Here is a 12,361-nt window from a genome sequence, read left to right on the forward strand (position 1 = left end):
TCTGAGCCGCCTCCTCAGGTCGACGAGGGCCGGGCCGAGTGGGCGGTGCTCGACCGCGAGTCCGACGACCTGGCGCACTCGATCCTCGGCCCGCTCAGCACCGGCCAGCGCGACCGCCTGGCGGCCGCGATGGCCGAGGTGGAGCGGCTGCTCATGGCCTCGATGGTCGAACTGGCCCCGTGCCCGCCCGGCGACCCGCGGGCCCGCTCGTGCCTGCGCGCCTACGCCCGCGAGCTCGCCCAGCGCTTCGACGACGGCTTCGACACCGCGGTCAGCAACCCCGTCGACGACGATGACCTGGTCCCGCCGAAGGGCCTGTTCCTGCTCGCGACCCTGTCCGGCGAGCCGGTCGGCTGCGGCGCGCTGAAGCTGCACCCCGGCGCGCCCGCCGAGATCAAGCGCCTGTGGGTCTCCGGCACCGTGCGCGGCCTCGGCGTCGGCCGGCGCATCCTCGGCGACCTGGAACGCCGCGCCGCTTCGGCGGGCTGGAGATCGGTGCGCCTGGACACCAACCGCAACCTGGTCGAGGCGATCCGCCTCTACCGCTCCAGCGGCTACGAGGAGGTCCCCGCCTACAACGACGAGGCCTACGCCCACCACTGGTTCTCCAAGCGCCTCTGACCCGTCTTCGTCGACCGTCGCTGACGACGATCGCGCCGGACGAGGAGTCCATCGCCCGGCGCGCGCCATGACGGCGGTGATACGCCGACCACTGATTGCTGTACGTAACGCCACCGGGGCCACCGCCGCCACTTCGGTCGCAAGACTGAACTCGCGTCACGTTCCCGGAGGCTCCGTTGTTCATGCCCCATCGGCTGCCGCTGCGCAGGCTGCCCCGCGTTCTCGTGCCCGCCGGCGCAGCGCTGGCAGCGCTCCTGGCCGCCGCGCCCGCGGCCGCGTCGATCACGCTGCCGCTGCACACCGCGCACCGCGGCGCCACCGCCACCGGGTTCGGCACCCACAGCTGCGACCAGATCCCCAGGCAGTACCGGGGCGCCGGCGTCGACGGGTTCGTCTTCGTCCTGCCCGGCAACGACGCCGACTTCGTGTCGCTGACCCTCAAGTTCCGGCCCACCGGCGGCGGCGAGGTCACGGTCCACGTCGCCGACCCGTCCGACGCGTACCCGGACGGGATCGTCGAGGACAACGGCGCGAGCAAGGCGTGGGTCGTCGTGCCCTCCGGCTGGAAGCTGCTCGACGGCACCGCGGTCGTCGACAACGACCGGACCAGGGCCGACGACTTCAACCTGACCCACACCTGCCCCGGCGGCGGCGCATCGCCGTCCCCGTCGCCGTCCAGGTCCGCGTCGGCCTCACCGTCGCCATCGGTGTCGACCGGCGGGTCCAGCAGCCCGGCACCCAACGACTCGGGCTCGGTCGAGGGCAGTTCCTCGGTCCCGTCCAACCCGGCCACTGCCACGCCCGGCGGCGGCGGGAGCGGCGGCGGCAGCCTGCCGGTCACCGGCGTCGCGCTCACCAGCATGACCGTGACCGCAGCCGGCCTGATCGCCGCCGGCGTGGGGCTGCTGATGGTGCGCCGCCGGCGCGAGGCGACCTTCGTGGCCGACGGGCCGGCATCGGCCGCCGGCGACGACGGGTCGGAGCCGACCCCACACGCCTGATTCCCCATCATGGGCACGCAGGCCCGCGTGGACGCCACCCACGCGGGCCTGCGTGTGTCCGGCGGCGGGCGACCGCCCCGGACGCCGTGTGCGCCGACGTCTAGTACGTCACGACGGCCTTGAAGCGGACGTCGCCGGCGGCGACCTTCTCGTAGGCCTCCGCGACGCGCTCCTTGTCGAACAGCTCGATCATCGGCCGCACCGCGCCGCGGGCCACCAGGTCCAGGGCCTCGACCAGGTACTCCAGGCCGTTGTGGGCGGAGCCGATGACCTGGTAGCTGTTGGAGACCAGCGGCAGCGCCGGCAGCGCCAGCGCATCGGTGGCGATGCCCATCATGACCACCTTGCCCCACGGCCGCAGGCCCTCCATCGCGCTGAGCACTGCGGCGTGCGAGTTGCTCGTGTGCATGATGACGTCGGCACCGCCGGCCGCCTTGAGGCCGGCGCCGTCGGCGACGACCTCGTCCGCGCCGAGCTGCCGGGCGACGTCGCGCTTGCCGGGGCTGTGGGTCACGGCGGTGACGTGGAAGCCGGCGGCCTTGGCGTACTGGATGGCGAGATGCCCGAGGCCGCCGATGCCGACGACGGCGACCCTCCCGGCCGGCCTGGGCGCGGCCCGGCGGATCGCCGCCCAGACGGTGTAGCCGGCGCACAGCGTCGGCGCCGCCAGCTCGTAGGGGACCGCGTCGGGCAGCAGCACCGTGCCGTCCACGCCGGCGACGATGTACTCGGCGTCGACCCGGCCCGCGCGGGGCTGCCGGCCGACGGACGGATCCGGCGGGTGCCCGGGCTGCGCCGCGAGGAGGTGGCGCTGCTGGCAGGCGTCTCGACGGACTACTACACCCGCCTCGAGCAGGGCCGCAGGATCACCCCCTCGGCGACGGTGCTCAACGCGGTCGCGCGGGCGCTGGATCTCGACGCGGCCGGGCGCGCGCACCTGGGTCACCTCGTCGGCTCCGAGACCACGGCGCGGCCCCGTGGCGTGCCCACCGTGCAGCGGGTGCGCCCAGGGCTGTACCAGTTGCTCGAAGCGCTCGACGGCAGTCCCGCGCTCGTCCTCGGCCGCCGCGCCGACATCCTCGCCAGCAACCCGCTCGCCCGCGCGCTGCTGACGGACTTCGAACGGCTCCGGCCCGGTGAGCGCAACTACGCCCGGTGGATGTTCCTGGCCGGCGAGGCCCGCGAACGGGTCCTCGACTGGGACGTCCAGGCCAGGGCGGTCGTGGAGAGCCTGCGGTTCGACGTGGGCAACCATCCGGACGACCGGGCGGCGCAGGAGCTCATCGGCGAGCTGCGGCAGCGGTGCCCCGAGTTCCGCGACTGGTGGCAGGAGCATCGCGTGTACCAGCGGACCTTCGGCTCGAAACGGTTCCGCCACCCGGTCGTCGGGGACCTCACCGTCGACTACGAGACCCTCACGCTCCCCGGCGATCCGGATCAGACGCGCTTCGTCTACACGACCGAGGCGGGCTCGCCGTCCCGCGCGGCCATGGACCTGCTGATCGCCTGGACGCTCATGAGTAGCCGGCCGACGCCGGGAGGGTGACGGTGACGGTCAGGCCGCCGCCTTCCCTCGGGAACGCGACCACGTCGCCGCCGTGCGCGCGGGCGATCGAGCGGACGATCGACAGTCCCAGCCCGGAGCCCTTCGCCGTCACCAGCCGGTCCGCGCCCAGCCTCCGGAACGGCTCGAACAGCGCCGGCACGTCGTACGCCGGCACGACGGGACCGCTGTTGCTCACCTCGACCATCACCCGGCCGCCCGGGACGGTCCCGGTGACCACGCGGACCCAGCCGGTGCCGTCGGTGCGGTTGTGCCGGACGCCGTTCTCGACGAGGTTGTGCACCAGCCGCTCCAGCAGCAGCGCGTCGCCGCCGGCCGGTGCGGCGCCGGCGGCCTCGGAGACGGTGACGTCAGCCTCGTCGGCGTCTGTTTTCGTGTGGGCCACCACGTGCGACACCACGTCGGCGAGGTCGACCGGCGAGCGCTCGGCGAGCTCCTGCTCGGAGCGGGCCAGCAGCAGCAGGCCGGAGATGAGCCGCTCGTGCCGCGCGTTGATCTGCAGCAGGCTCTCGCCGAGCCGCAGGACGTCGGGTGAGGCGGTCCTGCGGTGCATGGCCAGCTCGACCAGGGCCCGGTTGAGCGTCAGCGGGGTGCGCAGCTCGTGGGAGGCGTTGGCGACGAAGCGCCGCTGCCCGTCGAAGGCGTGGTCGAGCCGCTCGACCATCCGGTCGAACGTATCGGCCAGCTCCTTCACCTCGTCGTCGGGGCCCTGCAGGTCGATGCGCTGGTGGAGGCTGCGGTCGGTGGCCGGGGCGGCGGCGATGCGGCGCGCCGTCGCGGTGACCCGGTGCAGCGGTGCGAGGACCCGGCCGGCAACGACCCAGCCGGACACCCCGGCGACCGCCCCGACGGCGAGCAGCGCGATCGAGCCCTGGGTGAGCAGCGATGTCGTCGCGGCCGCCTGCAGGTCGGCCTGCTGCCGGCGCATCCACTCCAGTGCCGCGTCGCCGGTCAGCACGGTGTCGTTCTCCCGGATCATCATCTGCCGGTCGCGGCCCGGCGGCCCGTCGACCAGCTCCGCGGCCGAATCGGACAGCTGCTGGCGGAACAGGACGTAGGTGACGCCGAGCAGCGACATCCCGGCCAGGAAGAACAGGCCGGCGTAGACGAGGGTGAGCCGCAGGCGCAGTGTCGGACGTGGCCGCCTCATGCGATCCGGTACCCGACGCCGGGCGTGGTCTCGACCACGGGAGGGTCGCCGAGCTTGCGGCGCAGCTTGAGGATCGTGAGCCGCACGGCGTTGGTGAACGGGTCCACGTGCTCGTCCCAGGCCTTCTCCAGCAGCTGCTCGGCGGACACCACCGCCCCGTCGGCCCGCAGCAGCTCCGCCAGCACCGCGAACTCCTTCTTCGACAGCGGGACGTACCGCCCGTCGCGGGTCACCTCACGCCGGGCCGGGTCCAGGGTGATCCCGGCGCGACGCAGCACCGGCGGCGCGACCGGGCGGGACCGGCGGCCCAGCGCCAGGACCCGCGCGGCCAGCTCCTGGAACGCGAACGGCTTCGTCAGGTAGTCGTCGGCGCCGAGGGACAGCCCGGTCACCCGGTCACCGACCTCGGCCGCGGCGGTGAGCATGAGCACGCGGGCCGTCGACCCGGAGCCCAGCATCTCTCGGCACACGTCGTCGCCGTGCACGAGCGGGAGATCCCGGTCCAGCACCACCACGTCGTAGTCGTTGACCCCGATGCGCTCCAGCGCGGCCGCGCCGTCGTTGGCCACGTCGACCGCATGGGTCTCCTCGCGCAACCACTCGGCGATCGCGTCCGCGAGCATCCGCTCGTCCTCCACCACCAGCACCCGCATCCGATCAATGCTGCCACCGGCCGTGTTTCCTCCGCGTTTGCATCCACGCAAACGCCGAGGAAACGGGCCGCCGCGTTGCATGACCACCCGACAGCGGCCGGCGCCGTGCCGGCAGGCGGAGAAGGAGATCCTGGACATGCGACGACACCTGTACGCCGCGACGGCCGTGTTCGCGCTCGCGCTCGCCCTGACCGGGTGCGGCGGCGACGACACGGGCGGCACGCCGGACGCCGGGCCCACGGCCACCGCGAGCCTGGACGCGCAGGCGAAAGGCGTGAAGTTCGCCCAGTGCATGCGGGAGCAGGGCCTCGACATGGCCGACCCGGAGCCGGGCAAGCCGGTCCTGATGCAGTTCAAGAACGTCGACCAGGCGAAGGTCGAGAAGGCCATGGAGGCCTGCCGCCAGTGGGCGCCGGAGGGCATGACCAGCGGCAAGCAGGACCCGCAGCAGGCCGAGCAGATGCGCAAGTTCACCCAGTGCATGCGGGACAACGGCGTCGAGTCCTTCCCGGACCAGGAGGGCAACGGCATCCGCATCGACGCGAAGGTCGCCGAGGACCCCGACTTCAAGGCGGCCAACGACAAGTGCACGAAGGAGTTCATGCCGGGGCTCGGCAAGTGACGTCCGTGCAGGGCCCGCCCGCCCGCCGGCGACGCGGGCGCGCCGGCAAGGTCGTCACCGTCCTCGTCGTGGCGGCCGCCTGCGCGGCGGCCGCCGTGGTGATCGGGTCGCGCCGCGGCGGCACACCCGAGCGGACCGCCGGCGCGCTGCCACCGGCCACGGCACAGGTGACCCGGCAGACGCTGCGCGAGACGCTCGACGTGGACGGCGAGCTGGGCTACGGGCCGACACTGACCGCGACCAGCCGCCGCGGCGGCACCGTCACCTGGCTGCCGGCCGGCGGCACCGTGGTCGGGCAGGGGCAGCCGCTGTACCGCATCGACAACGCACCGGCGGTGCTCATGCTCGGCTCGATGCCCGCCTACCGGGCCATGGCACCCGGCACCGAGGGCCCGGACGTCGCCCAGCTGGAGCAGAACCTGCGCGCACTGGGGTATCAGGGTTTCACGGTCGACGACGAGTACACCGACTCGACGGCCGACGCGGTGCGGCGCTGGCAGGAGAAGCTCGGCCTGCCCGAGACGGGCGTGGTCGAGCTCGGCCGGGTCGTGTTCGCCTCCGGGACCGTGCGCGTCGACTCGCTCGAGGCGGAGACCGGCCAGGCCGCCGCGCCGGGGCAGCGGCTGCTCACGTACACCGGGACCGCCACCATCGTCACGGTCGACCTGGACGTCGAGGACCGGGCGGTCGCCAAGGCGGGCAGTGCCGTGTCGATCACGCTGCCCGGCGGCCGGCGGGTGCCCGGCAAGGTCACCGAGGTGGCCACCGTCATCGAGCCCGGCTCCGGGCAGGACCCCGAGCCGACGACCCGCGTCGAGGCGCTGGTCGCGCCCGACGACCCGAGGGCGGCGGACGACTTCGGGCAGGCGGCGGTCGACGTGACGTTCACCGCGTCGGAACGCCCGGACGTGCTCACCGTCCCGGTCGCCGCGCTCGTCGCGCTCGACGAGGGCGGCTTCGGCGTGGAGGTCGTCGACGGCGCGACCACCCGGCACCTCCCGGTCACCACCGGCCTCTTCGCCGGCGGCCGGGTCGAGGTCACCGGCGACGGGCTGGCCGAGGGCATGACCGTCGGGATGCCGGCATGATCGTCCTGTCCGACGTGACGAAGGCGTACGGCGGCGGGGTCACCGCGCTGGACCGGGTCTCGATGCACATCGAACGCGGCGAACTGGCCGCGATCGTCGGCCCGTCGGGCTCCGGCAAGTCCACGATGCTGAACATCATCGGCACGCTGGACCGCCCGACCTCGGGGATCGTGCGTATCGACGGGCACGACGTCGCCGCCCTCTCCGACAACCGGCTGTCGGCGCTGCGGGCGACCCGGATCGGGTTCGTGTTCCAGCAGTTCCATCTCGCCGCCGGCACGAGCGCGCTCGACAACGTGGCCGACGGGCTGCTCTACGTCGGCCTGCGCCTGGGCGAGCGGCGGCGCCGGGCCGCCGCGGCCCTGGAGCGGGTCGGGCTCGGGCACCGCATGTCGCACCGGCCGCACGAGCTGTCCGGCGGCGAACGGCAGCGGGTCGCCATCGCCCGGGCGGTGGCCGGCGACCCTCCGCTGCTGCTGGCCGACGAGCCGACGGGGGCGCTGGACTCCCGGTCCGGCGGCGGCATCATGACGCTGCTGCGGGGGCTGCACGCGGCCGGTACCACCGTCGTCGTCATCACCCACGACCGGGAGATCGCGGCGAGCCTGCCGCGGCAGGTCCGGATGCACGACGGCCGGATCGTGCCGGACCCGGCTCCCCTGCCCGACGAGGTGCCGGCATGACCGCGCTCGCGCCGGCGCGGCTGGGGCCGCGGGACGTCCTGCGCGTCGGCGGGGTCGGGCTGCGGACCCGTCCCATGCGGGCGTTCCTGTCGGCGCTGGGCATCGCGATCGGCATCGCGGCGATGATGTCCGTGGTGGGCATCTCGTCCTCGTCGGGCGCGGAGCTGGACCGGACCCTGTCGGCGCTGGGCACCAACCTGCTGACCGTCGGGCCGGGCCGCACGATCCTCGGCGACGACGCGGAGCTGCCACTGGACGCCGAGGCGATGATCGGCCGGATGGACGGGATCGGTGCGGTGTCGGCGATCGGGCGGGTCGGCGGGGACGCCAAGGTGTACCGCTCCGAACGGATCCCGGACGTGCAGACCAACGGCATCGTCGCCTACGCGGCGCGCACCGACCTGCTCGACACGGTCGGTGCGACCATCCACAGTGGAGCGTGGCTGAACGCGGCGACCGAACGCTTCCCGGCGGTCGTGCTGGGCTCCCGCACCGCGCAGCGGCTCGGCATCGGCGCGGCCGGACCGGACACCCAGGTGGTCGTCGGCGGCGTCCGGTGCACCGTCGTCGGCGTCCTCGACCCGGTGCCGCTCGCCGAGGAGCTCGACAGCGCCGCACTGGTCGGGTGGCCCGCCGCGGCGCGGTGGCTCGGCTTCGACGAGCATCCGACCACGGTGTACACCAGGCCGGATGAGTCCTCATTGGCGTCGGTACGCGGGCGCCTGGCCGCCACCGCCAACCCTTCGGCACCGAACGAGGTCGACGTGTCACGGCCGTCGGACGCGCTCGCCGCCAAGCAGGCGACCAGCCAGGCGTTCGCCGGGCTGCTGCTCGGCGTCGGCGCGGTGGCCCTGCTCGTCGGCGGGGTCGGGGTGGCCAACACGATGGTCATCTCGGTCCTGGAACGCCGCCCGGAGGTCGGCCTGCGCCGGTCCCTCGGCGCGACCCGGGGCCAGATCCGCACCCAGTTCCTCGCGGAGTCGCTGCTGCTGTCCGCGCTCGGCGGGGCCGGCGGGTTGCTGATCGGCGCCGCGGTGACCGCCGGCTACGCCACGTACAAGGCGTGGCCGGTCGTGGTGCCGCCCTGGGCACCGGCGGGCGGGCTGGCCGCGACGCTGGCGATCGGGGCGGTGGCCGGCCTGTATCCGGCGATGAAGGCGGCGCGCCTGTCCCCGACGGAGGCGCTGCAGACCCCCTGAACGGCGGCGCCCGCCAGCATGTGGGACGGCAGGCTACCATCCTCGTCGGGAAGTGACGACCATCGAAGGGAGACGGCCGGTGCCGGAGGCCGGACTGGACGAGGCGCTCGAGGAGCACCTGTCGGCGTTGCAGCGCAAGGATCTGGACGCGTACGCGGCGACGCTCTCCGACGAGGTGGTGCTGATCCTGCCCGACGGCACCGTCCTGGACGGCAAGCCTGCGGTGGTCGAGCTGCACCGGGAGATGTTCGCCGACGACAGCTGGACGCAGGAGCGCACCGTCCGCCGGGTGATCGTGGCCGGCGGCACCGGCTGGGTCCTCATCGAGTACCGCTTCGTCGTCGTGGACACCGAAGGGCAGGTCGTGTCGGACCGCCGGGCGTATTTCACGCTGACCTACGCGCTCGTCGAGGGCCGGTGGCTGGTCATCGCCGACCAGAACACGCGACTGCCGTGACCGCGCCGCAGCCGCTGCCGGGCAACCGGCCCGAGGTGTTCGCCGCCCCGCGCCCCTGACCGCCGGTGGCACCCGGGTCCCGGGCGCCACCGGCACCGGTTCAGAGGTTGGACTTCGGCAGGCCGGGCGGGTTCACCTGGGAGGTCTGAACCGCCTCGGTGTCCAGGTTGTACGCGGCGAGCCACTGCTGGTACCGGCCGTTCTGGATCAGGTGGTTGATGGCGTCGGCCAGCACCTTGGCCAGCTGGTTGTCCTTCTTCGTGGTGGCCGCGATCAGCCCCTGCAGGGACTCACCGGCGCCGGAGTGGACACCGGCGTTGCGCACGGCGTCGGCGGTACCCTGGGTCCGGCTGATCTGGAACGCGATGCCCGGGTTGGGACCGAAGTAGGCGTCGATCTGACCGGACGCGATCGCCTTGAACGTGGTGGACGTGTCGGCGAAGTCGGTGTGCCTGCAAGGCGGCCGCCGTGCAAGCACCCGCCTACTGGAAACCTAAAGAGACAGGAATAAGTTGTCAATCCCTATCGGGTAACTAGCAATTAGCGCCATCGGTCAGGCGCCGGAGCGGCGGTGGCGGGCGGCAGGGTCGCGCCGGCCAGCTGCGCGCGCAGGCGCCGGGCGTGCAGCGCGTAGGCCCGGCACCGGCGCCCGGCACGTGCCCGGGGGCTCAGCCGGCCCCGTAGCAGACGAAGCCGGCGCTGCTGTAGCGGTCGTCGCCGTCGGCGGCGAGCTGGGCGGCGGCGAGGGCGGCCGCCTCGGTGCAGCCCGTGCCGAGTCGCTTGTGGAAGTCGGTCATGAGGGTCCGCGTGGCGTCGTCGTCGACCGGGCCGGTGCTCGCCACCACGGTGCGGGTGCCGAGCTGCAGCAGCGTGCTGGTCAGGCCGAGCAGTTCCTCGCCGGGATGCACCGCGGACAGGCCGGTGTCGCAGCCGGACAGCACCAGCGTGCCGGGGGCCCGGTCCAGCACCGACAGGTCGTACATCGTCAGCGGGCCGTCGGTGAGCCGCAGCGCGGAGAACAGGGCATTGTCGGTGCGGAACTGGCCGTGGCAGGCGATGTGCCCCATGCCGGCGCCGTCCAGGGCGCCCAGGACGTCGGCGACGAGCGCACCGGGCCCGGCGAGCAGCCGCGCGCCGGGCGAGACCGCCGCGATCCCGGTGACCTCCCGCAGCGCCTGCGGCGGGTCGGCGGCGCCGACGAACACGGCGGGGCCGGCCGGGCGGGTGCGCTGCGCCCGCCACCACGTCGCCGCCGACGGGGTGACCTGCACGGCGCGGCCCCGGCAGCGGGGCAGCAGCGACCACGACAGGGCCTGCAGCTGGCCGGTCGGGGCGAGCACCAGGTCGCGGTCGCCGACGAGGTCGTCGAGCGGGGCGAGCAGCATCCGGTCGAGGCCGGCCGCGGCGTGGTCGGCGGCGAGGGTCGCGGCGCCGCGGTGGCCGCGGCCGGTGACCAGCCGCCGCAGGGCGAAGCGCAGCCCGGCGAGCTCGTCCAGGACCGGCTGGACCGGGCCCAGCGGCCGGTGGGTGACCCGGCCGCCGACGAGCACCAGGGCGTGCAGGCACGCGTCGACCGCGAGCAGGTCGACGAACGCCAGGTCGCCCAGGGCGGCGGCGAGCACGTCGAGCGGCGGGCCCGCGGCGGTCGCCTCTTCGGTGCCGTGCGCCTGCCAGGACCTGCGGCGCACCTGCTCCTCCAGGTCGTGCTGGCGCTGCAGGAGCCGGCGGGTGTGCGCGGCGCCGATCGGGGCCGCGGCGAGGTCGGCGTGGACGCTGCGCAGGCGGGCCAGGTCGCGGGCGATGACCGGGTCGCCGCTGGGCCGCGCCGGTGGCAGCCACAGCGTCGCGGCCCGGCAGCGCTGCGACCACAGCAGCATCTGCTCGGCCGGCTCGTGCGCGACGGCCAGCCGCAGCCGGAACGCGGCCAGGTCGGCGACGGTGCCGCCGCTGCGGACCCGCAGCTCCGTGGCGCCGAGGCTGGCCCGGTGCGCCTCGAACTCGCGCAGCCCGGCGTCGGCGCAGCGGGCCGCGGCGGGGGTCGCCGTCGGCGAGGCTCGCGACCGCCCGCAGGTGCCACCACCGTGCCCGCAGCGCGGCCGGGCCACGGCGGGCGGTGCCGGCGGCCCGAGCCAGGCTCTCCGCGGCGCCGGGCCGGTCACCGACGGCGAGGGCCAGTTGCGCGGCGTCCAGCCACGACTCGCAGCCCGGCAGCAGCCAGCCGGCGGCGGTCAGCTCCGCCGCGACCGCCCGGACCGCCCGCAGAGTGCCGCGGTGCGCCCGGCCGGTCGCGATGATCGCGCACAGCTCCACGGCGCGGGCCCGCGCGGCCGGCAGCAGCCGTCCCTGCGTGGTGAACGCCCGCCGCGCGGCGCGGGCCGCGTCGCGGGCCTCGGCGGCGTTGCCGCGGGCGAGGTGACGCGGGCCAGCAGCAGCCCCGCCTCGCCGCGGGCGGCGTCGAGGCGGCCGCGGCGGCACGCGTCGACGGCGTCCTGCGCCGCCTGCTGTGCCTCCGGCAGCAGCCGCGCCGAGCGCAGCAGCTCGGCGAGGTCGAGCAGGGCGACTGCCTGCGGTCCCTCCCGGGACAGCACGTCGCGGGCCTGCTCGTACCGGGCGAGGGCGAGGGGAACGTCGCCGGCCTGCGCGGCGATGTAGCCCAGGTTGTGCCGGACCTGCGCGGCGGCGGCCGGCAGGTCCAGTTCGGCGTAGATCGCCGCGGCGGCGGACAGGTCGGCGACCGCGAGGCGGTGGCTGCCGTGGTAGCTGTGCAGGATGCCACGGTTGTTGAGCGCCCGGGCCTGCCAGAGGCGGTCGCCGGCGCGGCGGAACACCCGCAGCGCCGCCTGGTAGCCGCGCATGGCCTCCTCGTCGTGGCCCAGCCGGCGCAGGATCAGGGCCCGCTGCATCACCGCCCGCCCGCGGCGCAGCCCGCGCAGGCTGCGCAGCGCGACGTCGATCTCGCGGACCGCGGCGGACGGCCGGCCCAGGTCGTCCAGGACGAGCGCCAGGCTCATCCGGGCCTCCGCCGCCAGGGTCATCCGATCGTGGCGTCCGGCGACCCGCAGGGCGGCGCGCAGGTGCCGGGCCGCGGTGTGCGCGTCCTCGTCGGCGCGGGCGGCCAGCCCGAGTGCCCGGTTCGCCACCGACGCCGCGTCCGGGTCCTTCGCCCGGCGGGCCGCGACCAGCGCCGATGCCGCCAAGGCCCGGGCCTGGTCCGGATCGGCGGCGACCGCCTCGACGGCCCGGGTCGCCAGCGTCAGCGCGTCGGACATCGGGTGCAGGGATGCGGGCTCCACACCCGCCGATCCTGCCATCGACGGGAACTG

The 12,361-nt window shown here is 74.8% G+C and carries 14 protein-coding genes; 8 read left to right on the forward strand and 6 right to left on the reverse strand.

Translation table 11 applies throughout. The features are described 5' to 3' along the window. Positions 1-45 precede the first annotated feature (45 nt). Both OHA72_RS58340 and OHA72_RS58345 read left to right on the forward strand, forming a co-directional pair. Entirely contained in the window at positions 46-621 is a 576-nt protein-coding gene (locus tag OHA72_RS58340; RefSeq protein WP_327004706.1) for a GNAT family N-acetyltransferase, read from the forward strand. Between the two features lie 182 nt (positions 622-803). Beyond that, the gene (locus OHA72_RS58345; protein ID WP_327004707.1) at positions 804-1,622 is read left to right on the forward strand and encodes an LPXTG cell wall anchor domain-containing protein; all 819 of its coding nucleotides are present in this window, start codon (positions 804-806) and stop codon (positions 1,620-1,622) included. A 100-nt stretch (positions 1,623-1,722) separates the two neighbouring features. Here the strand turns inward: OHA72_RS58345 and OHA72_RS58350 are convergent, their stop codons facing one another. Next, on the reverse strand, positions 1,723-2,334 hold the full coding sequence (locus tag OHA72_RS58350; protein WP_327004708.1) for a zinc-binding dehydrogenase: 612 nt from the start codon (positions 2,332-2,334) through the stop codon (positions 1,723-1,725). 69 nt (positions 2,335-2,403) lie between these two features. On the opposite strand from OHA72_RS58350, the gene OHA72_RS58355 reads away from it, so the two are divergent. Beyond that, complete coding sequence (locus OHA72_RS58355) at positions 2,404-3,168, forward strand: helix-turn-helix domain-containing protein (protein WP_327004709.1); 765 nt, start codon at positions 2,404-2,406, stop codon at positions 3,166-3,168. Here OHA72_RS58355 and OHA72_RS58360 read toward each other — a convergent pair. Together OHA72_RS58360 and OHA72_RS58365 are read right to left on the reverse strand one after the other, a co-directional pair. Further along, positions 3,137-4,336 (reverse strand): sensor histidine kinase, encoded by a 1,200-nt coding sequence (locus OHA72_RS58360; protein ID WP_327004710.1) that lies wholly within the window; start codon positions 4,334-4,336, stop codon positions 3,137-3,139. The genes OHA72_RS58355 and OHA72_RS58360 overlap by 32 nt on opposite strands. Continuing rightward, a complete protein-coding gene (locus tag OHA72_RS58365; RefSeq protein WP_327004711.1) occupies positions 4,333-4,989 on the reverse strand; it encodes a response regulator transcription factor in 657 nt (218 codons plus the stop codon). Before OHA72_RS58365 ends, OHA72_RS58360 begins: the two co-directional genes overlap by 4 nt. Before the next feature lie 79 nt (positions 4,990-5,068). Here OHA72_RS58365 and OHA72_RS58370 point away from each other — a divergent pair, with 79 nt between their 5' ends. The 5 genes from OHA72_RS58370 (at position 5,069) to OHA72_RS58390 (ending at position 9,038) form a co-directional block, all read left to right on the forward strand. Continuing rightward, on the forward strand, positions 5,069-5,611 hold the full coding sequence (locus OHA72_RS58370) for a hypothetical protein (RefSeq protein ID WP_327004712.1): 543 nt from the start codon (positions 5,069-5,071) through the stop codon (positions 5,609-5,611). After that, positions 5,608-6,699 carry an efflux RND transporter periplasmic adaptor subunit gene (locus tag OHA72_RS58375; RefSeq protein WP_327004713.1) on the forward strand — a complete coding sequence of 364 codons (1,092 nt, stop codon included), beginning with the start codon at positions 5,608-5,610 and terminating at the stop codon, positions 6,697-6,699. The genes OHA72_RS58370 and OHA72_RS58375 overlap by 4 nt, the downstream gene beginning before the upstream one ends. After that, positions 6,696-7,382 carry an ABC transporter ATP-binding protein gene (locus OHA72_RS58380; protein ID WP_327004714.1) on the forward strand — a complete coding sequence of 229 codons (687 nt, stop codon included), beginning with the start codon at positions 6,696-6,698 and terminating at the stop codon, positions 7,380-7,382. Before OHA72_RS58375 ends, OHA72_RS58380 begins: the two co-directional genes overlap by 4 nt. After that, positions 7,379-8,581 (forward strand): ABC transporter permease, encoded by a 1,203-nt coding sequence (locus OHA72_RS58385; RefSeq protein ID WP_327004715.1) that lies wholly within the window; start codon positions 7,379-7,381, stop codon positions 8,579-8,581. The genes OHA72_RS58380 and OHA72_RS58385 overlap by 4 nt, the downstream gene beginning before the upstream one ends. 79 nt (positions 8,582-8,660) lie before the next feature. Continuing rightward, the gene (locus OHA72_RS58390) at positions 8,661-9,038 is read left to right on the forward strand and encodes a YybH family protein (RefSeq protein WP_327004716.1); all 378 of its coding nucleotides are present in this window, start codon (positions 8,661-8,663) and stop codon (positions 9,036-9,038) included. 100 nt (positions 9,039-9,138) lie between these two features. On the opposite strand, the gene OHA72_RS58395 is transcribed toward OHA72_RS58390, so the two are convergent. From OHA72_RS58395 to OHA72_RS58405, 3 genes are all read right to left on the reverse strand, one after another. Further along, entirely contained in the window at positions 9,139-9,516 is a 378-nt protein-coding gene (locus OHA72_RS58395) for a type 2 periplasmic-binding domain-containing protein (RefSeq protein ID WP_327004717.1), read from the reverse strand. A 190-nt stretch (positions 9,517-9,706) separates the two neighbouring features. Next, positions 9,707-11,197: a CHAT domain-containing protein gene (locus OHA72_RS58400; RefSeq protein ID WP_327004718.1), complete on the reverse strand. Its 1,491-nt coding sequence runs from the start codon at positions 11,195-11,197 to the stop codon at positions 9,707-9,709. 69 nt (positions 11,198-11,266) lie between these two features. After that, the gene (locus tag OHA72_RS58405; protein ID WP_327004719.1) at positions 11,267-12,331 is read right to left on the reverse strand and encodes a tetratricopeptide repeat protein; all 1,065 of its coding nucleotides are present in this window, start codon (positions 12,329-12,331) and stop codon (positions 11,267-11,269) included. Positions 12,332-12,361: the final 30 nt, after the last annotated feature.

The sequence above is a fragment of the Dactylosporangium sp. NBC_01737 genome (genome assembly GCF_035963215.1).
Lineage (GTDB): Bacteria > Actinomycetota > Actinomycetes > Mycobacteriales > Micromonosporaceae > Dactylosporangium.

What these genes read in the sequence shown, in the direction of transcription:
- OHA72_RS58380 (WP_327004714.1), top strand. Translation starts at nt 6,696, where the DNA reads ATGATCGTCCTGTCCGACGTGACGAAGGCGTACGGCGGCGGGGTCACC.
- OHA72_RS58345 (WP_327004707.1), top strand. Translation starts at nt 804, where the DNA reads ATGCCCCATCGGCTGCCGCTGCGCAGGCTGCCCCGCGTTCTCGTGCCC.
- OHA72_RS58370 (WP_327004712.1), top strand. Translation starts at nt 5,069, where the DNA reads ATGACCACCCGACAGCGGCCGGCGCCGTGCCGGCAGGCGGAGAAGGAG.
- OHA72_RS58360 (WP_327004710.1), bottom strand. Translation starts at nt 4,336, where the DNA reads ATGAGGCGGCCACGTCCGACACTGCGCCTGCGGCTCACCCTCGTCTAC.
- OHA72_RS58365 (WP_327004711.1), bottom strand. Translation starts at nt 4,989, where the DNA reads ATGCGGGTGCTGGTGGTGGAGGACGAGCGGATGCTCGCGGACGCGATC.
- OHA72_RS58385 (WP_327004715.1), top strand. Translation starts at nt 7,379, where the DNA reads ATGACCGCGCTCGCGCCGGCGCGGCTGGGGCCGCGGGACGTCCTGCGC.